This is a genomic window from Kluyvera huaxiensis (genome assembly GCF_040149365.1).
GTDB lineage: Bacteria > Pseudomonadota > Gammaproteobacteria > Enterobacterales > Enterobacteriaceae > Kluyvera > Kluyvera intermedia_A.
Genome location: NZ_JBEFLV010000006.1, coordinates 96,894 through 113,735, shown reverse-complemented (window position 1 = coordinate 113,735; position 16,842 = coordinate 96,894). Strand labels below are relative to the sequence as shown.

Annotated in this window: 17 protein-coding genes and 1 other annotated feature; of the genes, 6 read left to right on the top strand and 11 right to left on the bottom strand. The window is 54.9% G+C overall.

The annotated features are described in order from the left end of the window. Positions 1-42 precede the first annotated feature (42 nt). Positions 43-1,209 carry a UDP-glucose 6-dehydrogenase gene (ugd, locus tag ABOC97_RS08475; protein ID WP_349596263.1) on the top strand — a complete coding sequence of 389 codons (1,167 nt, stop codon included), beginning with the start codon at positions 43-45 and terminating at the stop codon, positions 1,207-1,209. 85 nt (positions 1,210-1,294) lie between these two features. On the opposite strand, the gene ABOC97_RS08470 is transcribed toward ugd, so the two are convergent. The 10 genes from ABOC97_RS08470 to hisL all read right to left on the bottom strand — a co-directional run bounded on the left by ABOC97_RS08470 (position 1,295) and on the right by hisL (position 9,647). Next, entirely contained in the window at positions 1,295-2,299 is a 1,005-nt protein-coding gene (locus ABOC97_RS08470) for an NAD-dependent epimerase (RefSeq protein ID WP_349596260.1), read from the bottom strand. Positions 2,300-2,455: 156 nt separating this feature from the next. Further along, positions 2,456-3,055, bottom strand: a complete 600-nt coding sequence (gene hisIE, locus ABOC97_RS08465; protein ID WP_349596257.1) for a bifunctional phosphoribosyl-AMP cyclohydrolase/phosphoribosyl-ATP diphosphatase HisIE — start codon at positions 3,053-3,055, stop codon at positions 2,456-2,458. Further along, positions 3,049-3,825 (bottom strand): imidazole glycerol phosphate synthase subunit HisF, encoded by a 777-nt coding sequence (gene hisF, locus ABOC97_RS08460; protein ID WP_052285269.1) that lies wholly within the window; start codon positions 3,823-3,825, stop codon positions 3,049-3,051. The genes hisIE and hisF overlap by 7 nt, the downstream gene beginning before the upstream one ends. Continuing rightward, positions 3,807-4,544, bottom strand: a complete 738-nt coding sequence (gene hisA / locus ABOC97_RS08455; RefSeq protein ID WP_349596254.1) for a 1-(5-phosphoribosyl)-5-[(5-phosphoribosylamino)methylideneamino]imidazole-4-carboxamide isomerase — start codon at positions 4,542-4,544, stop codon at positions 3,807-3,809. Before hisA ends, hisF begins: the two co-directional genes overlap by 19 nt. Next, positions 4,544-5,134 carry an imidazole glycerol phosphate synthase subunit HisH gene (gene hisH / locus ABOC97_RS08450; protein WP_349596251.1) on the bottom strand — a complete coding sequence of 197 codons (591 nt, stop codon included), beginning with the start codon at positions 5,132-5,134 and terminating at the stop codon, positions 4,544-4,546. Before hisH ends, hisA begins: the two co-directional genes overlap by 1 nt. Continuing rightward, positions 5,134-6,201 carry a bifunctional histidinol-phosphatase/imidazoleglycerol-phosphate dehydratase HisB gene (hisB, locus tag ABOC97_RS08445; RefSeq protein WP_349596249.1) on the bottom strand — a complete coding sequence of 356 codons (1,068 nt, stop codon included), beginning with the start codon at positions 6,199-6,201 and terminating at the stop codon, positions 5,134-5,136. Before hisB ends, hisH begins: the two co-directional genes overlap by 1 nt. Further along, entirely contained in the window at positions 6,198-7,259 is a 1,062-nt protein-coding gene (gene hisC / locus ABOC97_RS08440; protein ID WP_349596246.1) for a histidinol-phosphate transaminase, read from the bottom strand. Before hisC ends, hisB begins: the two co-directional genes overlap by 4 nt. Beyond that, the gene (hisD, locus tag ABOC97_RS08435) at positions 7,256-8,560 is read right to left on the bottom strand and encodes a histidinol dehydrogenase (protein ID WP_349596243.1); all 1,305 of its coding nucleotides are present in this window, start codon (positions 8,558-8,560) and stop codon (positions 7,256-7,258) included. The genes hisC and hisD overlap by 4 nt, the downstream gene beginning before the upstream one ends. A gap of 5 nt (positions 8,561-8,565) precedes the next feature. Then, entirely contained in the window at positions 8,566-9,465 is a 900-nt protein-coding gene (gene hisG / locus ABOC97_RS08430) for an ATP phosphoribosyltransferase (RefSeq protein ID WP_349596240.1), read from the bottom strand. Positions 9,466-9,499: 34 nt separating this feature from the next. Next, positions 9,500-9,621 (bottom strand) — a sequence feature (His leader region). After that, on the bottom strand, positions 9,597-9,647 hold the full coding sequence (gene hisL / locus ABOC97_RS08425) for a his operon leader peptide (protein ID WP_071594744.1): 51 nt from the start codon (positions 9,645-9,647) through the stop codon (positions 9,597-9,599). (Overlaps the previous feature by 25 nt.) 179 nt (positions 9,648-9,826) lie before the next feature. Here hisL and ABOC97_RS08420 point away from each other — a divergent pair, with 179 nt between their 5' ends. From ABOC97_RS08420 to tsuB, 4 genes are all read left to right on the top strand, one after another. Further along, positions 9,827-10,648 (top strand): SDR family oxidoreductase, encoded by an 822-nt coding sequence (locus ABOC97_RS08420; protein ID WP_349596237.1) that lies wholly within the window; start codon positions 9,827-9,829, stop codon positions 10,646-10,648. Positions 10,649-10,996: 348 nt separating this feature from the next. Then, entirely contained in the window at positions 10,997-12,355 is a 1,359-nt protein-coding gene (locus tag ABOC97_RS08415) for an APC family permease (protein WP_234508592.1), read from the top strand. 186 nt (positions 12,356-12,541) lie between these two features. Next, positions 12,542-13,597, top strand: a complete 1,056-nt coding sequence (tsuA, locus tag ABOC97_RS08410; protein ID WP_349596233.1) for a thiosulfate utilization transporter TsuA/YeeE — start codon at positions 12,542-12,544, stop codon at positions 13,595-13,597. A gap of 10 nt (positions 13,598-13,607) precedes the next feature. After that, positions 13,608-13,832, top strand: a complete 225-nt coding sequence (gene tsuB, locus ABOC97_RS08405; protein ID WP_001575873.1) for a thiosulfate utilization sulfurtransferase TsuB/YeeD — start codon at positions 13,608-13,610, stop codon at positions 13,830-13,832. Between the two features lie 40 nt (positions 13,833-13,872). Here the strand turns inward: tsuB and sbcB are convergent, their stop codons facing one another. After that, entirely contained in the window at positions 13,873-15,297 is a 1,425-nt protein-coding gene (sbcB, locus tag ABOC97_RS08400) for an exodeoxyribonuclease I (RefSeq protein WP_349596229.1), read from the bottom strand. 214 nt (positions 15,298-15,511) lie between these two features. Here sbcB and dacD point away from each other — a divergent pair, with 214 nt between their 5' ends. Then, the gene (gene dacD / locus ABOC97_RS08395; RefSeq protein WP_349596227.1) at positions 15,512-16,678 is read left to right on the top strand and encodes a serine-type D-Ala-D-Ala carboxypeptidase DacD; all 1,167 of its coding nucleotides are present in this window, start codon (positions 15,512-15,514) and stop codon (positions 16,676-16,678) included. Positions 16,679-16,842: the final 164 nt, after the last annotated feature.

Here is a 16,842-nt window from a genome sequence, read left to right as displayed (position 1 = left end):
TGTTCACCTTCAAATGTTTAACCGGAAGAAGTTACAGAATCGATGAAGATAACTATCTCAGGAACAGGGTACGTTGGCCTGTCGAACGGCATTTTGATCGCCCAGCATCACGAAGTCGTCGCGCTGGATATCATCCAGTCCAAAGTCGACATGCTGAATCAGAAAAAATCGCCCATCGTGGATAAAGAGATTGAAGAGTATCTGGCGACGAAACCACTGAATTTCCGGGCGACGACCGATAAGCATGATGCCTACCGCGATGCGGACTACGTTATCATCGCGACTCCAACTGACTACGATCCGAAAACCAACTATTTCAACACGTCGAGCGTAGAGTCGGTTATCCGCGATGTTGTCGAAATCAACCCGCAGGCGGTGATGGTCATCAAATCAACCATTCCGGTTGGTTTCACTAACTCCATCAAACAAGAATTGGGTATCGATAATATCTTCTTCTCGCCGGAGTTCTTGCGTGAAGGGCGCGCGCTGTACGACAACCTGCACCCGTCGCGTATTGTCATCGGTGAGCGCTCCGAGCGTGCCGAGCGGTTTGCCGCGCTGTTGCAGGAAGGTGCTGTTAAACAAGATATTCCGACGTTGTTTACCGATTCCACCGAAGCGGAAGCCATCAAGCTGTTTGCCAATACCTATTTGGCGCTGCGGGTGGCTTACTTCAACGAGCTGGACAGCTATGCCGAGAGTCTGGGGCTGAACTCGCGACAGATTATCGAAGGGGTGTGTCTTGACCCGCGTATTGGTAACCACTACAACAACCCATCGTTTGGCTATGGTGGCTACTGCCTGCCAAAGGATACCAAACAGCTGTTGGCCAACTATGAAGCCGTACCGAATAATATTATCGGTGCCATCGTCGATGCTAACCGCACGCGTAAAGATTTTATCGCTGACTCTATTCTTGCGCGTAAGCCAAAGGTGGTGGGCGTTTACCGGCTGATCATGAAATCCGGCTCTGATAACTTCCGTGCCTCCTCCATTCAGGGGATCATGAAGCGCATTAAGGCTAAAGGTATTCCGGTGATCATTTATGAACCGGTGATGAAGGAAGATGAATTCTTCAATTCACGCGTGGTGCGCGATCTCGATGCCTTTAAGCAGGAAGCAGACGTGATTATCTCCAACCGTATGGCCGAGGAGTTGGCGGATGTGGAAGAGAAGGTGTATACCCGCGACCTGTTTGGTAATGATTAAACGTTAGTAACTGTGCAGTTCCCGGCGGCGTTTCACCTGGCCGGGCTACCAGAAAAAAGCCCTCGCGATGAGGGCTTTTTGCTATTCAGATTTTATAAAACGCACGATACCAATCGACGAAGTTCTTCACCCCATCTTTCACCGAGGTTTGCGGTCTGAAACCGACTAAGTCATACAGCGGCTGCGTCTCGGCGCTGGTCTCCAGTACGTCACCCGGCTGCATCGGCATCATGTTCTTCTCAGCCTTAACGCCAATTGCCTCTTCCAGTGCCGTAATGTAGTCCATCAGCTCAACCGGGGAGCTGTTACCGATGTTGTAGACGCGATACGGTGCGGAGCTGGTCGCTGGGGAGCCTGTTTCAACCGTCCAGTCGCTGTTTGGTTCGGGGATAACATCCTGCAGGCGGATAATGGCTTCGACGATGTCATCGATATAGGTGAAGTCGCGCTTCATCTTGCCGAAGTTGTAGACGTCAATGCTTTTGCCTTCCAGCATGGCTTTGGTGAACTTGAACAGCGCCATATCCGGGCGGCCCCAGGGGCCATACACGGTGAAGAAACGCAACCCGGTGGTCGGCAGGCCATACAGATGCGAGTAGGTATGCGACATCAACTCATTGGCTTTCTTGGTGGCCGCGTACAGTGAAACCGGGTGGTCCACGCTGTCGTCGGTTGAGAACGGCATTTTGCGGTTCAGACCGTAGACCGAACTGGATGAAGCGTACAACAGGTGCTGCACCTTATTATGACGGCAGCCTTCGAGTACGTTGAGATGTCCGACGAGGTTGGCTTGGGCGTAGGCGTGTGGATTTTCCAGCGAATAGCGCACACCGGCCTGAGCGGCGAGGTGGATGACGCGGTCAAACTTCTGCTCGGCAAATAAAGCCGCCATGGCCGGCGTGTCCGCCAGATCCATTTTCACAAAATGGAAATCTGCTGATGGCAGCTGGTCGAGGCGCGCCTGCTTCAGGCTGATGTCGTAATAATCATTCAGATTATCAATCCCGACAACCTGATGTCCGGCAGCGAGCAGGCGCTGGCTGACGTGAAAACCAATAAAGCCCGCGGCGCCGGTGACCAAATATTTCATAGCATTCCTCAAACCCAATTCTGATGCGATTATCGCTTTTAGGCGCGATCATACCGTCTGTCGACAAAAAAATATAATCGTTATCGGTCATTAAGGTTATCGGGGGAGGGCATAAAGCGAAAAACCCGGCGCAGTGGCCGGGCTTGAAGGAAGGACTTACTGATGACGCTCGCGCAAATTCTCGATAACGGTCGTCAAATCCAGCTCCTGATCCTGCAGCAATACCAGCAGGTGATACATCAGATCCGAAGCTTCGTTCTTCAGCTCAAACTTATCGTGAACCGTTGCCGCCAGCGCGGTTTCCACGCCTTCTTCACCCACTTTCTGCGCAATGCGCTTGGTGCCGCTGGCATACAGTTTTGCGGTGTAGGAACTTTCCGGGTCGGCGGTTTTGCGCTCGGCCAGCAGTTTCTCTAACTGATACAGGAACAGCCACTGGTGGCTGGTATCGCCAAAGCAGCTTGAAGTGCCTTTATGGCAGGTTGGGCCAATTGGGTTCACCAGCACCAGCAGAGTATCGTTGTCGCAGTCCGGCGCGATGCTGACCACGTTCAGGAAGTTGCCGGAGGTTTCACCTTTGGTCCACAGACGCTGTTTAGTGCGCGAGTAAAAAGTGACTTTGCCGGACTCCTGGGTTTTAGCCAGCGCGTCCTGATTCATATAGCCCAGCATCAAAACCTCGCCGGAAACCGCGTGTTGGATGATGGCGGGCATCAGTCCGTCGGTTTTTTCCCAGTCCAGTTGTTCAGTTAACATACCCGTATCTCCACGCCCTGTGCTGCCAGGTACGCTTTTAGTTCGCCAATATTAATAATTTGCTTGTGGAAAACCGAAGCCGCCAGCGCGCCGTCGACGTTGGCGTCGCGGAAGGCTTCGAGGAAGTGTTCCATTGTTCCCGCACCGCCGGAAGCGATAAGCGGCACGCGGCAAACGTCGCGCACTTTCTTTAACTGCTCCAGGTCATAGCCGTTACGCACGCCGTCCTGGTTCATCATGTTGAGGACGATTTCGCCCGCACCGCGTTTTTGGACTTCCTGCACCCAGTCGAGGGTTTCCCATTGGGTGACGCGGGTGCGGCTTTCGTCGCCGGTATACTGATTGACATGATATTTGCCCGTATCGGCATCAAACCAGGTATCAATCCCCACCACGATGCACTGCACGCCAAAACGATCCGCCAGACGGGTGATCAGCTCTGGGTCGGCCAGCGCCGGGGAGTTGATAGAAATTTTATCGGCGCCGAATGAGAGAATACGCGCTGCATCATCGATGGATTTGATGCCACCGGCAACGCAGAACGGAATGTCGATAACTTCCGCGACGCGAGAAACCCAGCTTTTATCGACCACGCGGCCATCGCTGGAGGCGGTGATATCGTAGAACACCAGTTCATCGGCGCCTTCATCGGCGTAGCGTTTAGCCAGTGGCACGATATCGCCGATAATTTCGTGGTTGCGGAACTGAACCCCTTTAACGACCTGACCATCACGTACATCTAGACAAGGAATTATCCGTTTTGCCAGCATTGGATGGCCTCCGTTACGTTAAATTTACCTTCCAGCAGCGCGCGTCCGACGATCACGCCGCGCACGCCGGTGCCGCGCAGGGCGGCAATATCGTTAAGGTCACCGATGCCGCCGGAGGACTGAAACGCTACCTGCGGATAGCGCGCGCAGACTTCTTCATACAGCGACACGTTGGAGCCAGCCAGCGTCCCGTCACGGGAAATATCGGTGCACAGCACGTGTTGCAGGCCAACTGGCAGATAGGTCTCAACCAGTTCTTCCAGCGTAACGCCGGAGTTTTCCTGCCAGCCGCTTACCGCGACCTGTTTGGTGCCGTGCTCATCAATGCGTACGTCCAGCGCCAGTACCAGATGCTCTGCGCCAAAGCGCTTAAACCAGCCCTTAACCACCTCCGGTGATTTAACCGCCGTGGAGCCGACGACGACGCGCGCCACGCCTGCATCAAGCAGCGCCGCTACGTCCTCTTCGGTGCGAACGCCACCGCCAACCTGCACCGGCACGTTCACTCCAGCAACCAGAGTTTTCAGCAGCGGGATCTGGCGCTGGGCCGGATCTTTTGCCCCGGTTAAATCCACCAGGTGCAGCACTTCGGCACCCTGTGCCGCGTAGTCTTGCAAGCGCGGTAATGGATCGGTGCCGTAGTCGCGTTGCTGGCCGTAGTCTCCCTGATGGAGACGCACGACGGTGCCGTTAATCAAATCTAAAGCAGGAATGATCATTACATCTCCAGGAAGTTTTTCAGCAGTTGCGCACCCGCCGCGCCCGAGCGCTCTGGGTGGAACTGCACGCCGTAGAAGTTATCTTTCTGCACGGCGGCGGTGAACGGTTCGCCGTAATTGCATTGGGCGATGGTGTGTTCGTTAACCGGCATGGCGTAGCTGTGGACGAAATAGAAGTACGCGCCATCCTCAATGCCACGGAACAGTCGGTCGCCGGCCTTCGGGTAGACGCGGTTCCAGCCCATATGCGGCAGCGGTAGACCGAAATCGGTCATCTTCGGTACGTCCTGGTCGATGATCCCCAGCAGGTCGACGCCGTGGGTCTCTTCACTGCGGTGACCAAGAAGCTGCATACCGAGGCAAATGCCCAGTACCGGTTGAGTACAGGCTTTAATCAGCTCAACCAGTTCACGCTCGCGTAGCTGATCCATGGCCGCCTGTGCGGTCCCCACGCCCGGCAGAAACAGCTTATCGGCGCGCAGCACCACTTCCGGCTCTCGGCTGACCACTGGCTCGTAGCCGTGGCGAATAATCGCCGACTTCACCGAGTTGAGGTTGGCGCAGCCGGTATCGAGGACAACCACGTTCATCACAGCACTCCTTTTGAGGAGGGAAGGGTATCGCCGTCTACGCGAATGGCCTGGCGCAGCGTACGGCCAAAGACTTTAAACAGGCTTTCCACGCGGTGGTGATCGTTTTTGCCTTTGGTTTTCAGGTGCAGCGTCACGCCCATGGTGTAGGAGAGCGAGCGGAAGAAGTGCTCGATCATCTCGGTGCTCAGATCGCCGACGCGCTGATAGGTAAACTCGGCTTTATATTCCAGGTGCGGGCGACCGGAGATATCCAGCGCGCAGCGCGCCAAACACTCGTCCATCGGCAGCACGAAGCCGAAACGGTTGATGCCGCGCTTGTCGCCCAGCGCGACTTTTAACGCTTCGCCTAGCGCCAGACCGGTATCTTCTACCGTGTGGTGATCGTCAATATAGAGATCGCCCTTCACGGTAATGTTCATGCGAAAGCCGCCGTGGGTGGCAATCTGGTCGAGCATATGGTCGAAGAAACCCACGCCGGTGTTGATTTTGCTACCACCTTCACGGTCCAGCCACACTTCAACGTCAATCTGCGTTTCGCGGGTATTACGTTCGATGCGCGCGTAGCGGTCACGACGGGTCAACTGTTCGCCAATTGCCGCCCAGTTCAGGGTCTCGCGATTATATTGCAGGCCGGCGATGCCCATGTTGGTTGCCAGTTCGACATCGGTGAGGCGATCGCCAATCACATAGCTGTTGGCGGTATCCATCACTTCATTAGCCAGCCAGGCGGTGACCAGCTGAGTTTTCGGTTTACGGCATGCGCAGTTGTCTGTCGGCAGGTGCGGGCAAATCAGCACATCATCAAAGGCAACGCCCTGGGAGGTGAAGATCTGCATCATCAGGTTGTGCGGGCCGTCGAAATCGGCCTGCGGGAAACTCGCGGTACCCAGCCCATCCTGATTGGTGATCATCACCAGCTTGTAACCGGCTTTTTGTAGCTTCAGCAGCACCGGAATGGCGTCCGGCTCGAAGGCCAGCTTGTCAAAACGGTCTACCTGATAGTCACTCGGAGGCTCGGAAATCAGGGTGCCATCACGATCGATAAAGAGAAACTTCTGGGTCATACGGTCTCCGCTTTCAAAGCGTCAATCACGCGCTGGCTCTCTTCACGAGTGCCGATAGTGATGCGCAAACAGCCGCTTAAAGATGGTTGTTTATTCTGGTCACGTAAGATAATGCCTTGATCCCATAAAGATTTAAATACGCTGCTGGAGGCTTTGATGCGAGCCAGTACGTAGTTGGTCTCGGAATCAAACACCTGTTCGACGCAATTAATGGTGCGCAGCGCCTCCACCAGGTACTGACGCTCATCAAGAATTTGGGCTACGCGCTGGCGCATCGCGGCAATCCCCTGCGCGCTAAGCGCCTGGGCGGCGATATCGGCAACCGGCGTAGAGAGCGGGTAAGGGGCAATCACCTTCATTAATAGCGCGATCACCTCTTCGTTTGCCAGGGTAAAACCGCAGCGTAGCCCCGCCAGGGCGAAGGCTTTTGACAGCGTACGCAGAATCACCAGATTAGGGTATTCGGCAAGCCAGCCTGCCAGCGTCGCCTGCGGGCAGAACTCGATATAGGCTTCGTCGGCGACAACCAGCGCGCTATCGCGGGTCATCTCCAGCAGGGCCCGGAAGTCCTGCGGATTGATTATCTGCCCGGTGGGGTTGTTCGGGCTGCACACGTACACCACTTTGACGTTCGCGAGGCTATCGGCAATGGCCGGCAGATCCAACTGCCAGTCGGCTTTTGCTGGCACCGTGCGGCACTCAACGCCAATGGTCTCGGCGCTGACGCTGTACATGCCGTAGGTCGGCGGGCAGAACAGCACCGCATCGCGGCCCGGCTCGCAGAAGGCACGAACCAGCAGCTCAATGCCTTCATCCGCGCCGCGGCTGACCAGCACTTGTTCTGGCTTCACGCCTGCATAGGCGGCGTAATTTTCGATGACCGCTTTTGGCTGGCATTCCGGATAGCGGTTCAGCGTCTGCTGGCTTAGCTCAAACGGGATCGCCGTGGGAAATTCGTTAGCGTTTAGCCAGACGTCACCTTTGCCGCCCAGACGGCGCGCAGACTGATACGGGGTCAGGGCGCGAACGTTTTCGCGGGCCAACTGTTCAATGCTCATGCTTGCTCCTTGAGGGCGTTAACGCGCAGGGTAACGGCATTTTTGTGGGCGGTTAGCAGCTCGGCGGCGGCCAGCGTTTCAATGGTAGCGGCGATGGCGGAGAAGCCTTCGCGGGATAATTCCTGAACGGTCATCCGTTTCTGGAAATCCGCCAGTCCGAGGCTGGAACAGGTTGCCGTGTAGCCATAGGTCGGCAGAACGTGGTTGGTGCCGGAAGCGTAGTCGCCCGCAGACTCCGGCGACCAGTCGCCGAGAAACACGGAGCCAGCGCTGGTAATATCGTCAACCAGCTCGCGGGCATTGCGGGTCTGAATAATCAGGTGCTCCGGGCCATAGGCGTTGGAGATTGCAATACACTGCGCCAGATCTTTGGCCACGATTAAACGGCTGGCGGAAAGCGCCTGGCGGGCGGTGTCGGCGCGGGACAGCTCGGCGAGCTGGCGCTCAACGGCTTCGGCAACATCAGCGGCAATCTGCGCATCCGGGGTCAGTAGAATGACCTGTGAGTCCGGGCCGTGTTCGGCCTGCGAGAGCAGGTCGGAGGCGACGAAATCAGGCGTCGCACCGCTGTCGGCGATCACCAGCACTTCTGACGGCCCCGCCGGCATATCAATCGCCGCGCCGTCGAGGCGCTGGCTGACCTGGCGTTTGGCTTCGGTGACATAGGCGTTGCCCGGCCCGAAGATTTTATCGACCTTCGCGATGGATTCAGTGCCCAGCGCCAGCGCGGCAATGGCCTGCGCGCCGCCGACGTTAAACACCTCTTTCACGCCGCACAGCTGCGCGGCATAGAGAATCTCATCGGCGATTGGCGGTGGCGAGCACAGCACCACTTTTTTGCAGCCCGCAATCCGAGCTGGAGTGGCGAGCATCAATACGGTAGAAAACAGTGGCGCGGAGCCACCGGGAATATAAAGGCCAACGGACGCAATTGGGCGAGTCACCTGCTGGCAGCGGATGCCCGGCTGAGTTTCAATATCCACCGGCGGCAGGATCTGCGCCTGGTGGAAGGTATCGATATTACGTACCGCCGCCTGCATCGCCTGTTTGAGTTCATCGCTCAGACGGTCGCTGGCCTGCTGAATCTCTTCGGCAGTAACCTGCAACGCACCGACTTCAGTCTTATCAAATTTGGCGCTGTATTCGCGCAGGGCTTTATCGCCGTTGTTTTTAACGTTGTCGAGGATCTCTGCCACCGTGCGGGTGATGCTGTCGGAAGCGGAGATCGCCGGGCGCATTAACAGCGCCTGCTGCTCTTCAGGGCTACAGCTATTCCAGTCAATCAGGGTATTGAAGCTCATGGCGCTTACTCCATCATCTTCTCAATTGGCAGCACCAGAATAGAGCTGGCACCCAGGGCTTTGAGTTTTTCCATGGTTTCCCAGAACAGGGTTTCGCTGCTCACCATGTGCATCGCTACACGCTGCTGATCGCCAGCCAGCGGCAGGATGGTAGGGCGTTCAGCGCCTGGCAGCAGGGCAATCACTTCATCCAGACGTTCGGTCGGCGCGTGCATCATGATGTATTTTGATTCGCGAGCCTGAATCACACCCTGAATACGGGTCAGCAGGCGGTCGACCAACTGCTGTTTAGCATCGCTCATCTCGCCATCGCGCTGAATCAGGCAGGCTTTGGAGCGGAACATGACTTCGACTTCACGCAGGCCGTTGGCTTCGAGAGTGGCACCGGTAGAGACCAGGTCGCAGATGGCGTCCGCCAGACCGGCGCGCGGGGCGACTTCCACAGAACCGTTCAGCAGGCAGGACTTAAAGGTAATGCCTTTCTGATCGAGGTAGCGCTTGAGCAGGTGCGGGTAAGAGGTGGCAATACGTTTACCGTCGAGTGCGGCAGGGCCATTCCAGGTTTCATCCGCCGGGGTGGCTAAGGACAGGCGACAGCCGCCGAAGTCCAGACGGCGCAGGGTGAAATAGCGCGGGTCCTCGCCCTGAGCACGGCGGCTCAGCAGCTCTTCTTCCAGAACGTTTTCACCAATGATACCGAGGTCAACCACGCCGTCCATAATCAGGCCTGGGATATCGTCATCGCGAACGCGCAGGATATCGATAGGCATGTTCTCAGCCATCGCAATCAGACGCTGGGTGTGGAGATTAATTTTGATACCACAACGGGCCAGTAATTCGCGTGAATCATCGCTCAGGCGGCCTGATTTCTGAATAGCTATGCGTAAACGGCTGTTATCTAACATTCTGTTTTCCTCATTACCCTGCTGAATTTGGTTCAAAAAAAAGCCCCCGGAAGATGATCTTCCGGGGGCTCTCTTGCGTTCTTGCACCACTGGAAGATCTGAATGTCTCCCAGCACACATCGCCTGAAAGACTAGTCAGGGTGATGGTGATGATGGTGGTGTTTAAATTGAACGCGGCTCATAAAATTCTCGTTGAATGACTATTCACTTGATGTCTTTTAACCTAAACCACTTTTGTCGTTGAAGGCAAGCGCTTTTTTCATTCATTAAATCTATTCATGTTGCCACTATAAATTGTCAGTTTTGGCACGGTGGCGTAGCCTTAGTAAGAGGAGTGCGGCAAGAATCAGGAGATAGCGCAATGAAGAAAGTGGCAATTGTCGGTTTAGGGTGGCTGGGTATGCCGCTGGCGCTGTCGTTGATGGCGCGAGGTTGGCATGTTACCGGCAGTAAAACGACGGAAGACGGCGTAGAGGCTGCACGTATGTGCGGCATTGAAAGCTATCCGCTACGGCTGGATCCGCAACTGGTGTGCGAGGCTGACGATCTTGATGCCTTAATGAATGTCGACGCGCTGGTGATAACGCTACCGGCGCGACGTAGCGGTGAAGGTGAGGACTTTTATCGTCAGGCCGTGCAGGAGATTGTTGATTCTGCGCTGGCGCACCATATTCCACGCATTATCTTTACCAGTTCAACCTCGGTCTACGGTAAGGAAGAAGGCACGATTAAAGAGACCACGCCGCGGGAACCGGTGACCACCAGCGGCACGGTGCTCAAAGAGCTGGAAGACTGGTTGCATCAATTGCCGGGAACCTCGGTGGATATTCTGCGCCTTGCCGGATTAGTGGGGCCGGGCCGTCATCCAGGACGTTTCTTTGCCGGGAAATCGGCACCTGACGGTCAGCATGGCGTCAATCTGGTACATCTTGAGGATGTGATTTCCGCCATTGCACTTTTACTTCAGGCACCTAAAGGTGGACACATCTATAACATCTGTGCGCCAGAGCATCCGGCTCGCCGAATCTTTTATCCGCAAATGGCGCGAGAACTAGGGCTGGCAGTGCCGCTGTTTAGCGATAGCGGCGAAGGAAGGGGCAAGATTATTGACGGCAATCGCATCTGTCGCGAGCTGGGATTTGAGTATCAATATCCTGACCCACTGCGTATGCCTATGGAGTAACAGGCTTCTGTTTTAGCAAATAGTGCTATTGTTGACGTTTACGTTTCAGCGATTGCCTGTTTATCAGCCAGTTAGATGAACAATGGCTTCGATTGTGTTCGCATTCGCTTGTATTTTTGCTTCCGTTTGGTGCAAAATATGTCGAATGTAAAAAATTGAGATTAACCGACGTGCTTGCCACGTCGGTTATTTTTTTTACATCAAAACAACCATCCAATAAAAGAGGCCGGGCTTCGTACCGGATAGATATTTACTTAAAAAACGACAGTTGTTGTCGCTGAGGAAACAGAAAAAAAATGGGGCAATTTTTCTTTTTTGCGCCGGCCATCGCCGTAATGGAGACTGACCGTGTCAAATAACGTTACTCCAAACACCTCTCGCGTGGAATTGCGTAAAACGCTTACGTTGATTCCGGTTGTTATGATGGGCTTAGCCTATATGCAGCCAATGACGCTGTTCGATACGTTCGGTATCGTATCAGGCCTCACTGACGGTCACGTCGCAACGGCTTATGCCTTTGCGTTGATCGCTATTCTTTTTACAGCGCTGAGCTACGGTAAACTGGTTCGCCGTTTCCCGTCTGCAGGCTCTGCATACACCTACGCTCAGAAATCAATTAGCCCGGTCGTTGGCTTTATGGTGGGCTGGTCATCACTGCTGGACTACCTGTTCATGCCGATGATCAACATTCTGCTGGCGAAAATTTACTTTGAAGCGCTGATGCCTTCCGTTCCGTCGTGGATCTTCGTGGTTGCACTGGTTGGTTTTATGACCGTGTCAAACCTGCGCAGCATCAAGGCGGTGGCGAACTTCAATACCCTGATTGTAATTTTGCAGATGGGTATTGTGGCGGTTATCGTTGGCCTTATCATCTATGGCATTATGCACGGTGAAGGCGCTGGTACGCTGACAAGTACTCGTCCATTCTGGTCTGAAGGCGCGCATGTAGTGCCGATGATTACCGGTGCGACGATTCTGTGCTTCTCGTTCCTCGGCTTTGACGGTATCTCTTCTTTGTCTGAAGAGACCAAAGACGCAGAACGCGTGATCCCGCGTGCGATTTTCCTGACGGCGCTGATCGGCGGTATGGTGTTCATTGGTGCATCTTACTTCCTGCAGCTGTACTTCCCGGACATCACGCGCTTTAAAGATCCTGACGCGTCTCAGCCTGAAATCATGCTGTACGTGGCGGGTAAAACCTTCCAGTGGGGCGTGCTGATCTTCTCCAGCGTAACGGTACTGGCTTCCGGTATGGCGGCACATGCGGGCGTTTCTCGTCTGATGTACGTGATGGGTCGTGATGGCGTGTTCCCAACCAGCTTCTTCGGCTATATTCATCCGAAATGGCGTACCCCGGCGTTCAATGTGCTGCTGGTAGGTGCGATTGCACTGCTGGCGATTAAATTCGACCTGGTGACGGCGACTGCGCTGATTAACTTCGGTGCGCTGGTTGCGTTCACCTTCGTTAACCTCTCGGTTATCTCTCAGTTCTGGATCCGTGAGAAGCGCAACAAGACGCTGAAAGACCACATCAACTACCTGGTGCTGCCAAGCTGTGGCGCGCTGACCGTAGGCGCACTGTGGGTCAACCTGGAGCAGAGCTCTATGGTTCTGGGTCTGATCTGGGGCACCATTGGTCTGGTGTACCTGGCATGCGTGACTAAGCGTTTCCGCAACCCGGTTCCACAGTACGAAGATATCGCGTAACGTATTGCGATAGCGATTGAAAAGCGGAGGCTCAGGCCTCCGCTTTTTTTTTGCCTTAAATTCACAGGTGCTTAAAAAGCCATCCATCATAACAATCAGGAATAATATAGAGCTTTTGGTTATTGGAGCCAGCAGGGCTGCTCGGGAATAATTTTAAGACTAATAATTCTGGGTTAATTGATTCTTATGTTGCACATGATAATAAGCGGCGTGGTCTGCGGGGCTTTGCTGGGATTCGTTATGCAGCGCGGCCGTTTCTGCCTGACGGGCGGTTTTCGCGATATGTACATAACCAAAAATAACCGCATTTTTTACGCGTTGCTGATTGCTATCTGTATTCAGAGCGTCGGGGTCTTCTCCCTGATTCAGCTTGGTGTGGTGCAGTATGATGCGGGCGTGTTCCCATGGCTGGGCACCGTGGTGGGTGGTTTTGTCTTTGGTATTGGGATTGTCTACGCGGGCGGCTGCGCTACCGGCACCTGGTATCGCGCGGGTGAAGGTCTCATTGGTAGCTGGATTGCACTGGTGACTTACATGGTGATGAGCGCGGTGATGCGCTCGCCGCACGCCGCCGGGCTGAATAAATTCCTCGGCGAGCACAGTACGGCGCACAACGGCATCGCCGAAACGCTGAATATCTCCGTCTGGCCGATTATTGTCCTGCTAGTACTCGCCACCGTCTGGCTGGTACGCAAAGAGCTGAGTAAGCCAAAGCTGAAGGTGGCGACACTGCCGCCGCGTCGTAGCGGCCTGGCGCACCTGCTGTTTGAAAAACGCTGGCACCCGTTTGTAACGGCGGTGCTGATTGGGCTTATCGCCCTGCTGGCGTGGCCGTTGAGCGAAGCCACCGGCCGTATGTTTGGCCTCGGGATCACTTCTCCGACCGCCAATATTCTGCAATTCCTCGTCGGTGGCGACAGCAAATTCCTCAACTGGGGCGTGTTCCTGGTGCTGGGTATCTTTATCGGTTCGTTCATTGCCGCGAAGGCCAGCCGTGAATTTCGCATTCGTGCGGCGGACGCCAGCACCACGTTGCGTAGCGCCGGTGGCGGCGTGCTGATGGGCTTTGGCGCCAGCATTGCGGGCGGCTGTTCTATCGGCAACGGTCTGGTGATGACGGCGATGATGACCTGGCAGGGCTGGATTGGCCTGGTATTTATGATCCTCGGCGTGTGGAGCGCTTCGTGGATGTTGTATGTTCGCCCGCAGCGGAAAGCAAAACTGAAATCCGCAACGGCTTAAGGAGCTAAAAATGGTGGTAAAAAAACTGGATGTGGTGACGCAGGTTTGCCCATTCCCTTTAATCGAAGCAAAGGCTGCAATGGCGGAACTCGCCAGCGGCGACCAGTTAGTTATCGAATTTGACTGTACCCAGGCGACTGAAGCGATTCCCCAATGGGCAGCGGAAGAGGGCTTCACCGTGACCGACTACCAGCAGTCCGGCGATGCGGCGTGGACCATAACCGTGCAGAAATAGCGGTAACAAGCCTCGCACGCCGGTGCGAGGCTTTGCTGTTTTAAACAATCTCCTGCGCGTACTGATACAGAGATTTCAGTAGCGACAGCTTCTCGTTATTCCCTTCGTACTGACCGTAAAGCATTTCCAGCTCCTGGGCGTAGGCTTGTAAGAACTCAGGCGTAAAGATCTGCCGACGATGTTCCAGCCAACGTTGTTGCTCATTCTCATCGAGCGTCCCCGGGAAATTGCGCGCCCGATAGTTAAACAGCAGCTTCTCAATACGGCTATCGGCAAAGGAGATGTCCAGTGCGGGTAGGTTGCGAGGTTCGGTCTCCAGCACAATCTTCATCGCCGCGCGGTCAGCATCGCTGAAGAAGCCGTTATAGAGCTGGGCATCTACATTTTCAGATGGCACAAATGGCTCCGCTTCGGCGAAGATAGCGACCACTTTCTCGCGAACCAGCGGGTTATCTCGCAGCAGTTTTAAATTATCCAGGCACTGTTGGCGATTGATGCCCAAACGGTCCGCATCTTCCGGACGTAGCGTATTCCCCTGTGCCAACACCGGGCACTTATTGAGATGCACTAGTTTGATAGGGACGGGGGAATTATCGCCAAGCTCGGCTTTCGGGGTATACAACCGCTCGCGCAGCGTGTCGGCATCCAGCTCAAGCAGCGGGGCGACATCACCGGCCAGGTCGACCATGATAACCGCGTTGCGATTATCCGGATGCCAGGCCAGCGGCGCGACCCAACTGGTGTTGCCGCGCCAGGCGCCAAACATGCCGGAAACGTGTACCAGGGGTTTCATTTGCGGCACATCAATCAGCGTCATCAATTTATTCTTGCCGCGATAGGCGTAGAGATAATCGAACAACTTCGGCTGCTGGCTTTTGACCAGTTTCGCCATCGCGATGGTGGCGTAGACGTCGGCCATCGCATCGTGGGCATTGCTGTGCTCAATGCCGTTGGCGCGGGTTAAATGTTCCAGACGGAAGCTCGGCAGGCCGTCTTCATTCTCCGGCCAGTTAATTCCCTCCGGGCGCAGAGCATAGCAGGCGCGCATCACGTCCAGCAGATCCCAGCGTGAATTGCGGTTTTGCCAGCTCCAGGCATACGGGTCGTAAAAGTTACGATAGAAGATGTTGCGCGTCACTTCATCATCGAAGCGAACGTTGTTGTAGCCCACCACGCAAGTTTCCGGCACGGTGAAAATATCGTGAATGCGTTTGGCGAAGGCGGCTTCATTTTCGCCTTTGGCGCGAGCCTCCTGCGGCGTGATGCCGGTTATTAACACCGCTTCCGGTTGGGGCAAATAGTCATCCGCCGGTTTGCAGTAAAAGACCTCTGGCTCGCTGATGATGTTGAAATCGCTATCGGTTCGAATAGCGGCGAACTGCGCGGGTCTGTCGAGGGAAGGGCTGGTTCCGAAGGTTTCATAGTCGTGAAACAAAAATCCCGGCGCGCTGGAAGTCTCTTGCATGGCGTTAACTGTGTCCGTGTATGGCGTTTAATATCCATGGTAAACGATTTCGCCCGGCATCAGAAGGGCGGTAATGGGATCTGGAAGCGATGGCGCAGAGTGTTTTTTCGTGTGCAATTAGATGCATGTCATATTTTCTTGCAATTTAAGCCTGCCAGAAAGCACGAACTTCCGTAAAAAGGACGACGAATTTGTAAATGTTGAGGATTTACCGTTGAAAGCCCGTTTTCTTATTGCTGTCTCTTTGCTCGCTTCGAGCGTTTCGTGTGCATTTGCTGATGAATCCGCGATCCCTTCCGTCACCCCGCCAGCCATTCAGGCCGGTGCCTGGGTATTAATGGATTACACTACCGGGCAGATTTTAACCGCAGGTAACGAACACCAACAGCGCAACCCGGCCAGTCTGACCAAGCTCATGACCGGCTACGTCGTTGACCGCGCCATTGATAGCCATCACATCACGCCGGACGATATGGTCACGGTGGGACGCGACGCCTGGGCTGCTGGCAACCCAGTATTTGACGGCTCATCGTTGATGTTCCTGAAAGCCGGCGATCGCCTGACGGTACGAGACCTCAGCCGCGGGCTGATTGTAGACTCCGGCAACGATGCCTGCGTGGCGCTGGCGGATTATGTCGCGGGCGGGCAACCGCAGTTCGTCAAGATGATGAACCACTACGTTGAAAAGCTGAATCTGCGCGATACCCATTTTGAAACGGTTCACGGTCTGGATGCACCCGGCCAGCACAGTTCAGCCTACGATCTGGCGGTGCTTTCACGCGCCATCATTCACGGTGAGCCTGAGTTCTACCACATGTACAGCGAAAAGAGCCTGACGTGGAACGGCATTACCCAGCAGAACCGTAATGGCCTGCTGTGGGAAAAAAGCATGAATATCGATGGCCTGAAAACCGGCCATACCTCCGGTGCCGGTTTTAATCTGATAGCCTCGGCTGTAGATGGCCAGCGTCGTCTGATTGCAGTGGTCATGGGGGCGGATAGCGCAAAAGGCCGCGAAGACCAGGCGCGTAAATTGCTGCATTGGGGTCAACAAAACTTCGATACCGTGCAGATCCTGCAAAGCGGTAAAAAAGTCGGTACTGAGCGTATCTGGTACGGCGATAAAGAGAAAATTGACCTCGGGCCCGATCAGGATTTCTGGTTGGCGCTGCCAAAAGCGGAAGTGCCGAATATCAAAGCTAAATATGTGCTGGATAAGAAAGAGCTGGATGCACCGATTGCCGCCCATCAGCGGGTTGGCGAGATTCAGCTGATTGATGGCAACAAAGTGGTTGCCCAGTGGCCGTTGGTGACGCTGGAGAGCGTCGGTAAGGGCGGGATGTTCTCCCGACTGAGCGACTATTTGCATCATAAAGCATAATCATTAATGCCCCTTTGGCGGTAACACCGTAGTTTAAGATTGAGATACCCGGGGCGACTGCCGGGCCTGGCGTCCCTCTGGGAACCAAATCCCGACGTTTCCCCTAATCGCGTTGCTTAAGTGAACGGTGTTACCCTTGATGGGGTGTTTTTTATTACGGTGGT

Coding starts and splice junctions, on each gene's coding strand:
- ABOC97_RS08470 (WP_349596260.1), bottom strand. CDS start 2,299: ATGAAATATTTGGTCACCGGCGCCGCGGGCTTTATTGGTTTTCACGTC.
- hisH (WP_349596251.1), bottom strand. CDS start 5,134: ATGAACGTGGTTGTCCTCGATACCGGCTGCGCCAACCTCAACTCGGTG.
- hisG (WP_349596240.1), bottom strand. CDS start 9,465: ATGTTAGATAACAGCCGTTTACGCATAGCTATTCAGAAATCAGGCCGC.
- hisA (WP_349596254.1), bottom strand. CDS start 4,544: ATGATCATTCCTGCTTTAGATTTGATTAACGGCACCGTCGTGCGTCTC.
- hisIE (WP_349596257.1), bottom strand. CDS start 3,055: ATGTTAACTGAACAACTGGACTGGGAAAAAACCGACGGACTGATGCCC.
- ugd (WP_349596263.1), top strand. CDS start 43: ATGAAGATAACTATCTCAGGAACAGGGTACGTTGGCCTGTCGAACGGC.
- hisF (WP_052285269.1), bottom strand. CDS start 3,825: ATGCTGGCAAAACGGATAATTCCTTGTCTAGATGTACGTGATGGTCAG.
- tsuA (WP_349596233.1), top strand. CDS start 12,542: ATGTTGCACATGATAATAAGCGGCGTGGTCTGCGGGGCTTTGCTGGGA.
- ABOC97_RS08420 (WP_349596237.1), top strand. CDS start 9,827: ATGAAGAAAGTGGCAATTGTCGGTTTAGGGTGGCTGGGTATGCCGCTG.
- hisB (WP_349596249.1), bottom strand. CDS start 6,201: ATGACCCAGAAGTTTCTCTTTATCGATCGTGATGGCACCCTGATTTCC.
- hisC (WP_349596246.1), bottom strand. CDS start 7,259: ATGAGCATTGAACAGTTGGCCCGCGAAAACGTTCGCGCCCTGACCCCG.
- hisD (WP_349596243.1), bottom strand. CDS start 8,560: ATGAGCTTCAATACCCTGATTGACTGGAATAGCTGTAGCCCTGAAGAG.
- sbcB (WP_349596229.1), bottom strand. CDS start 15,297: ATGCAAGAGACTTCCAGCGCGCCGGGATTTTTGTTTCACGACTATGAA.
- tsuB (WP_001575873.1), top strand. CDS start 13,608: ATGGTGGTAAAAAAACTGGATGTGGTGACGCAGGTTTGCCCATTCCCT.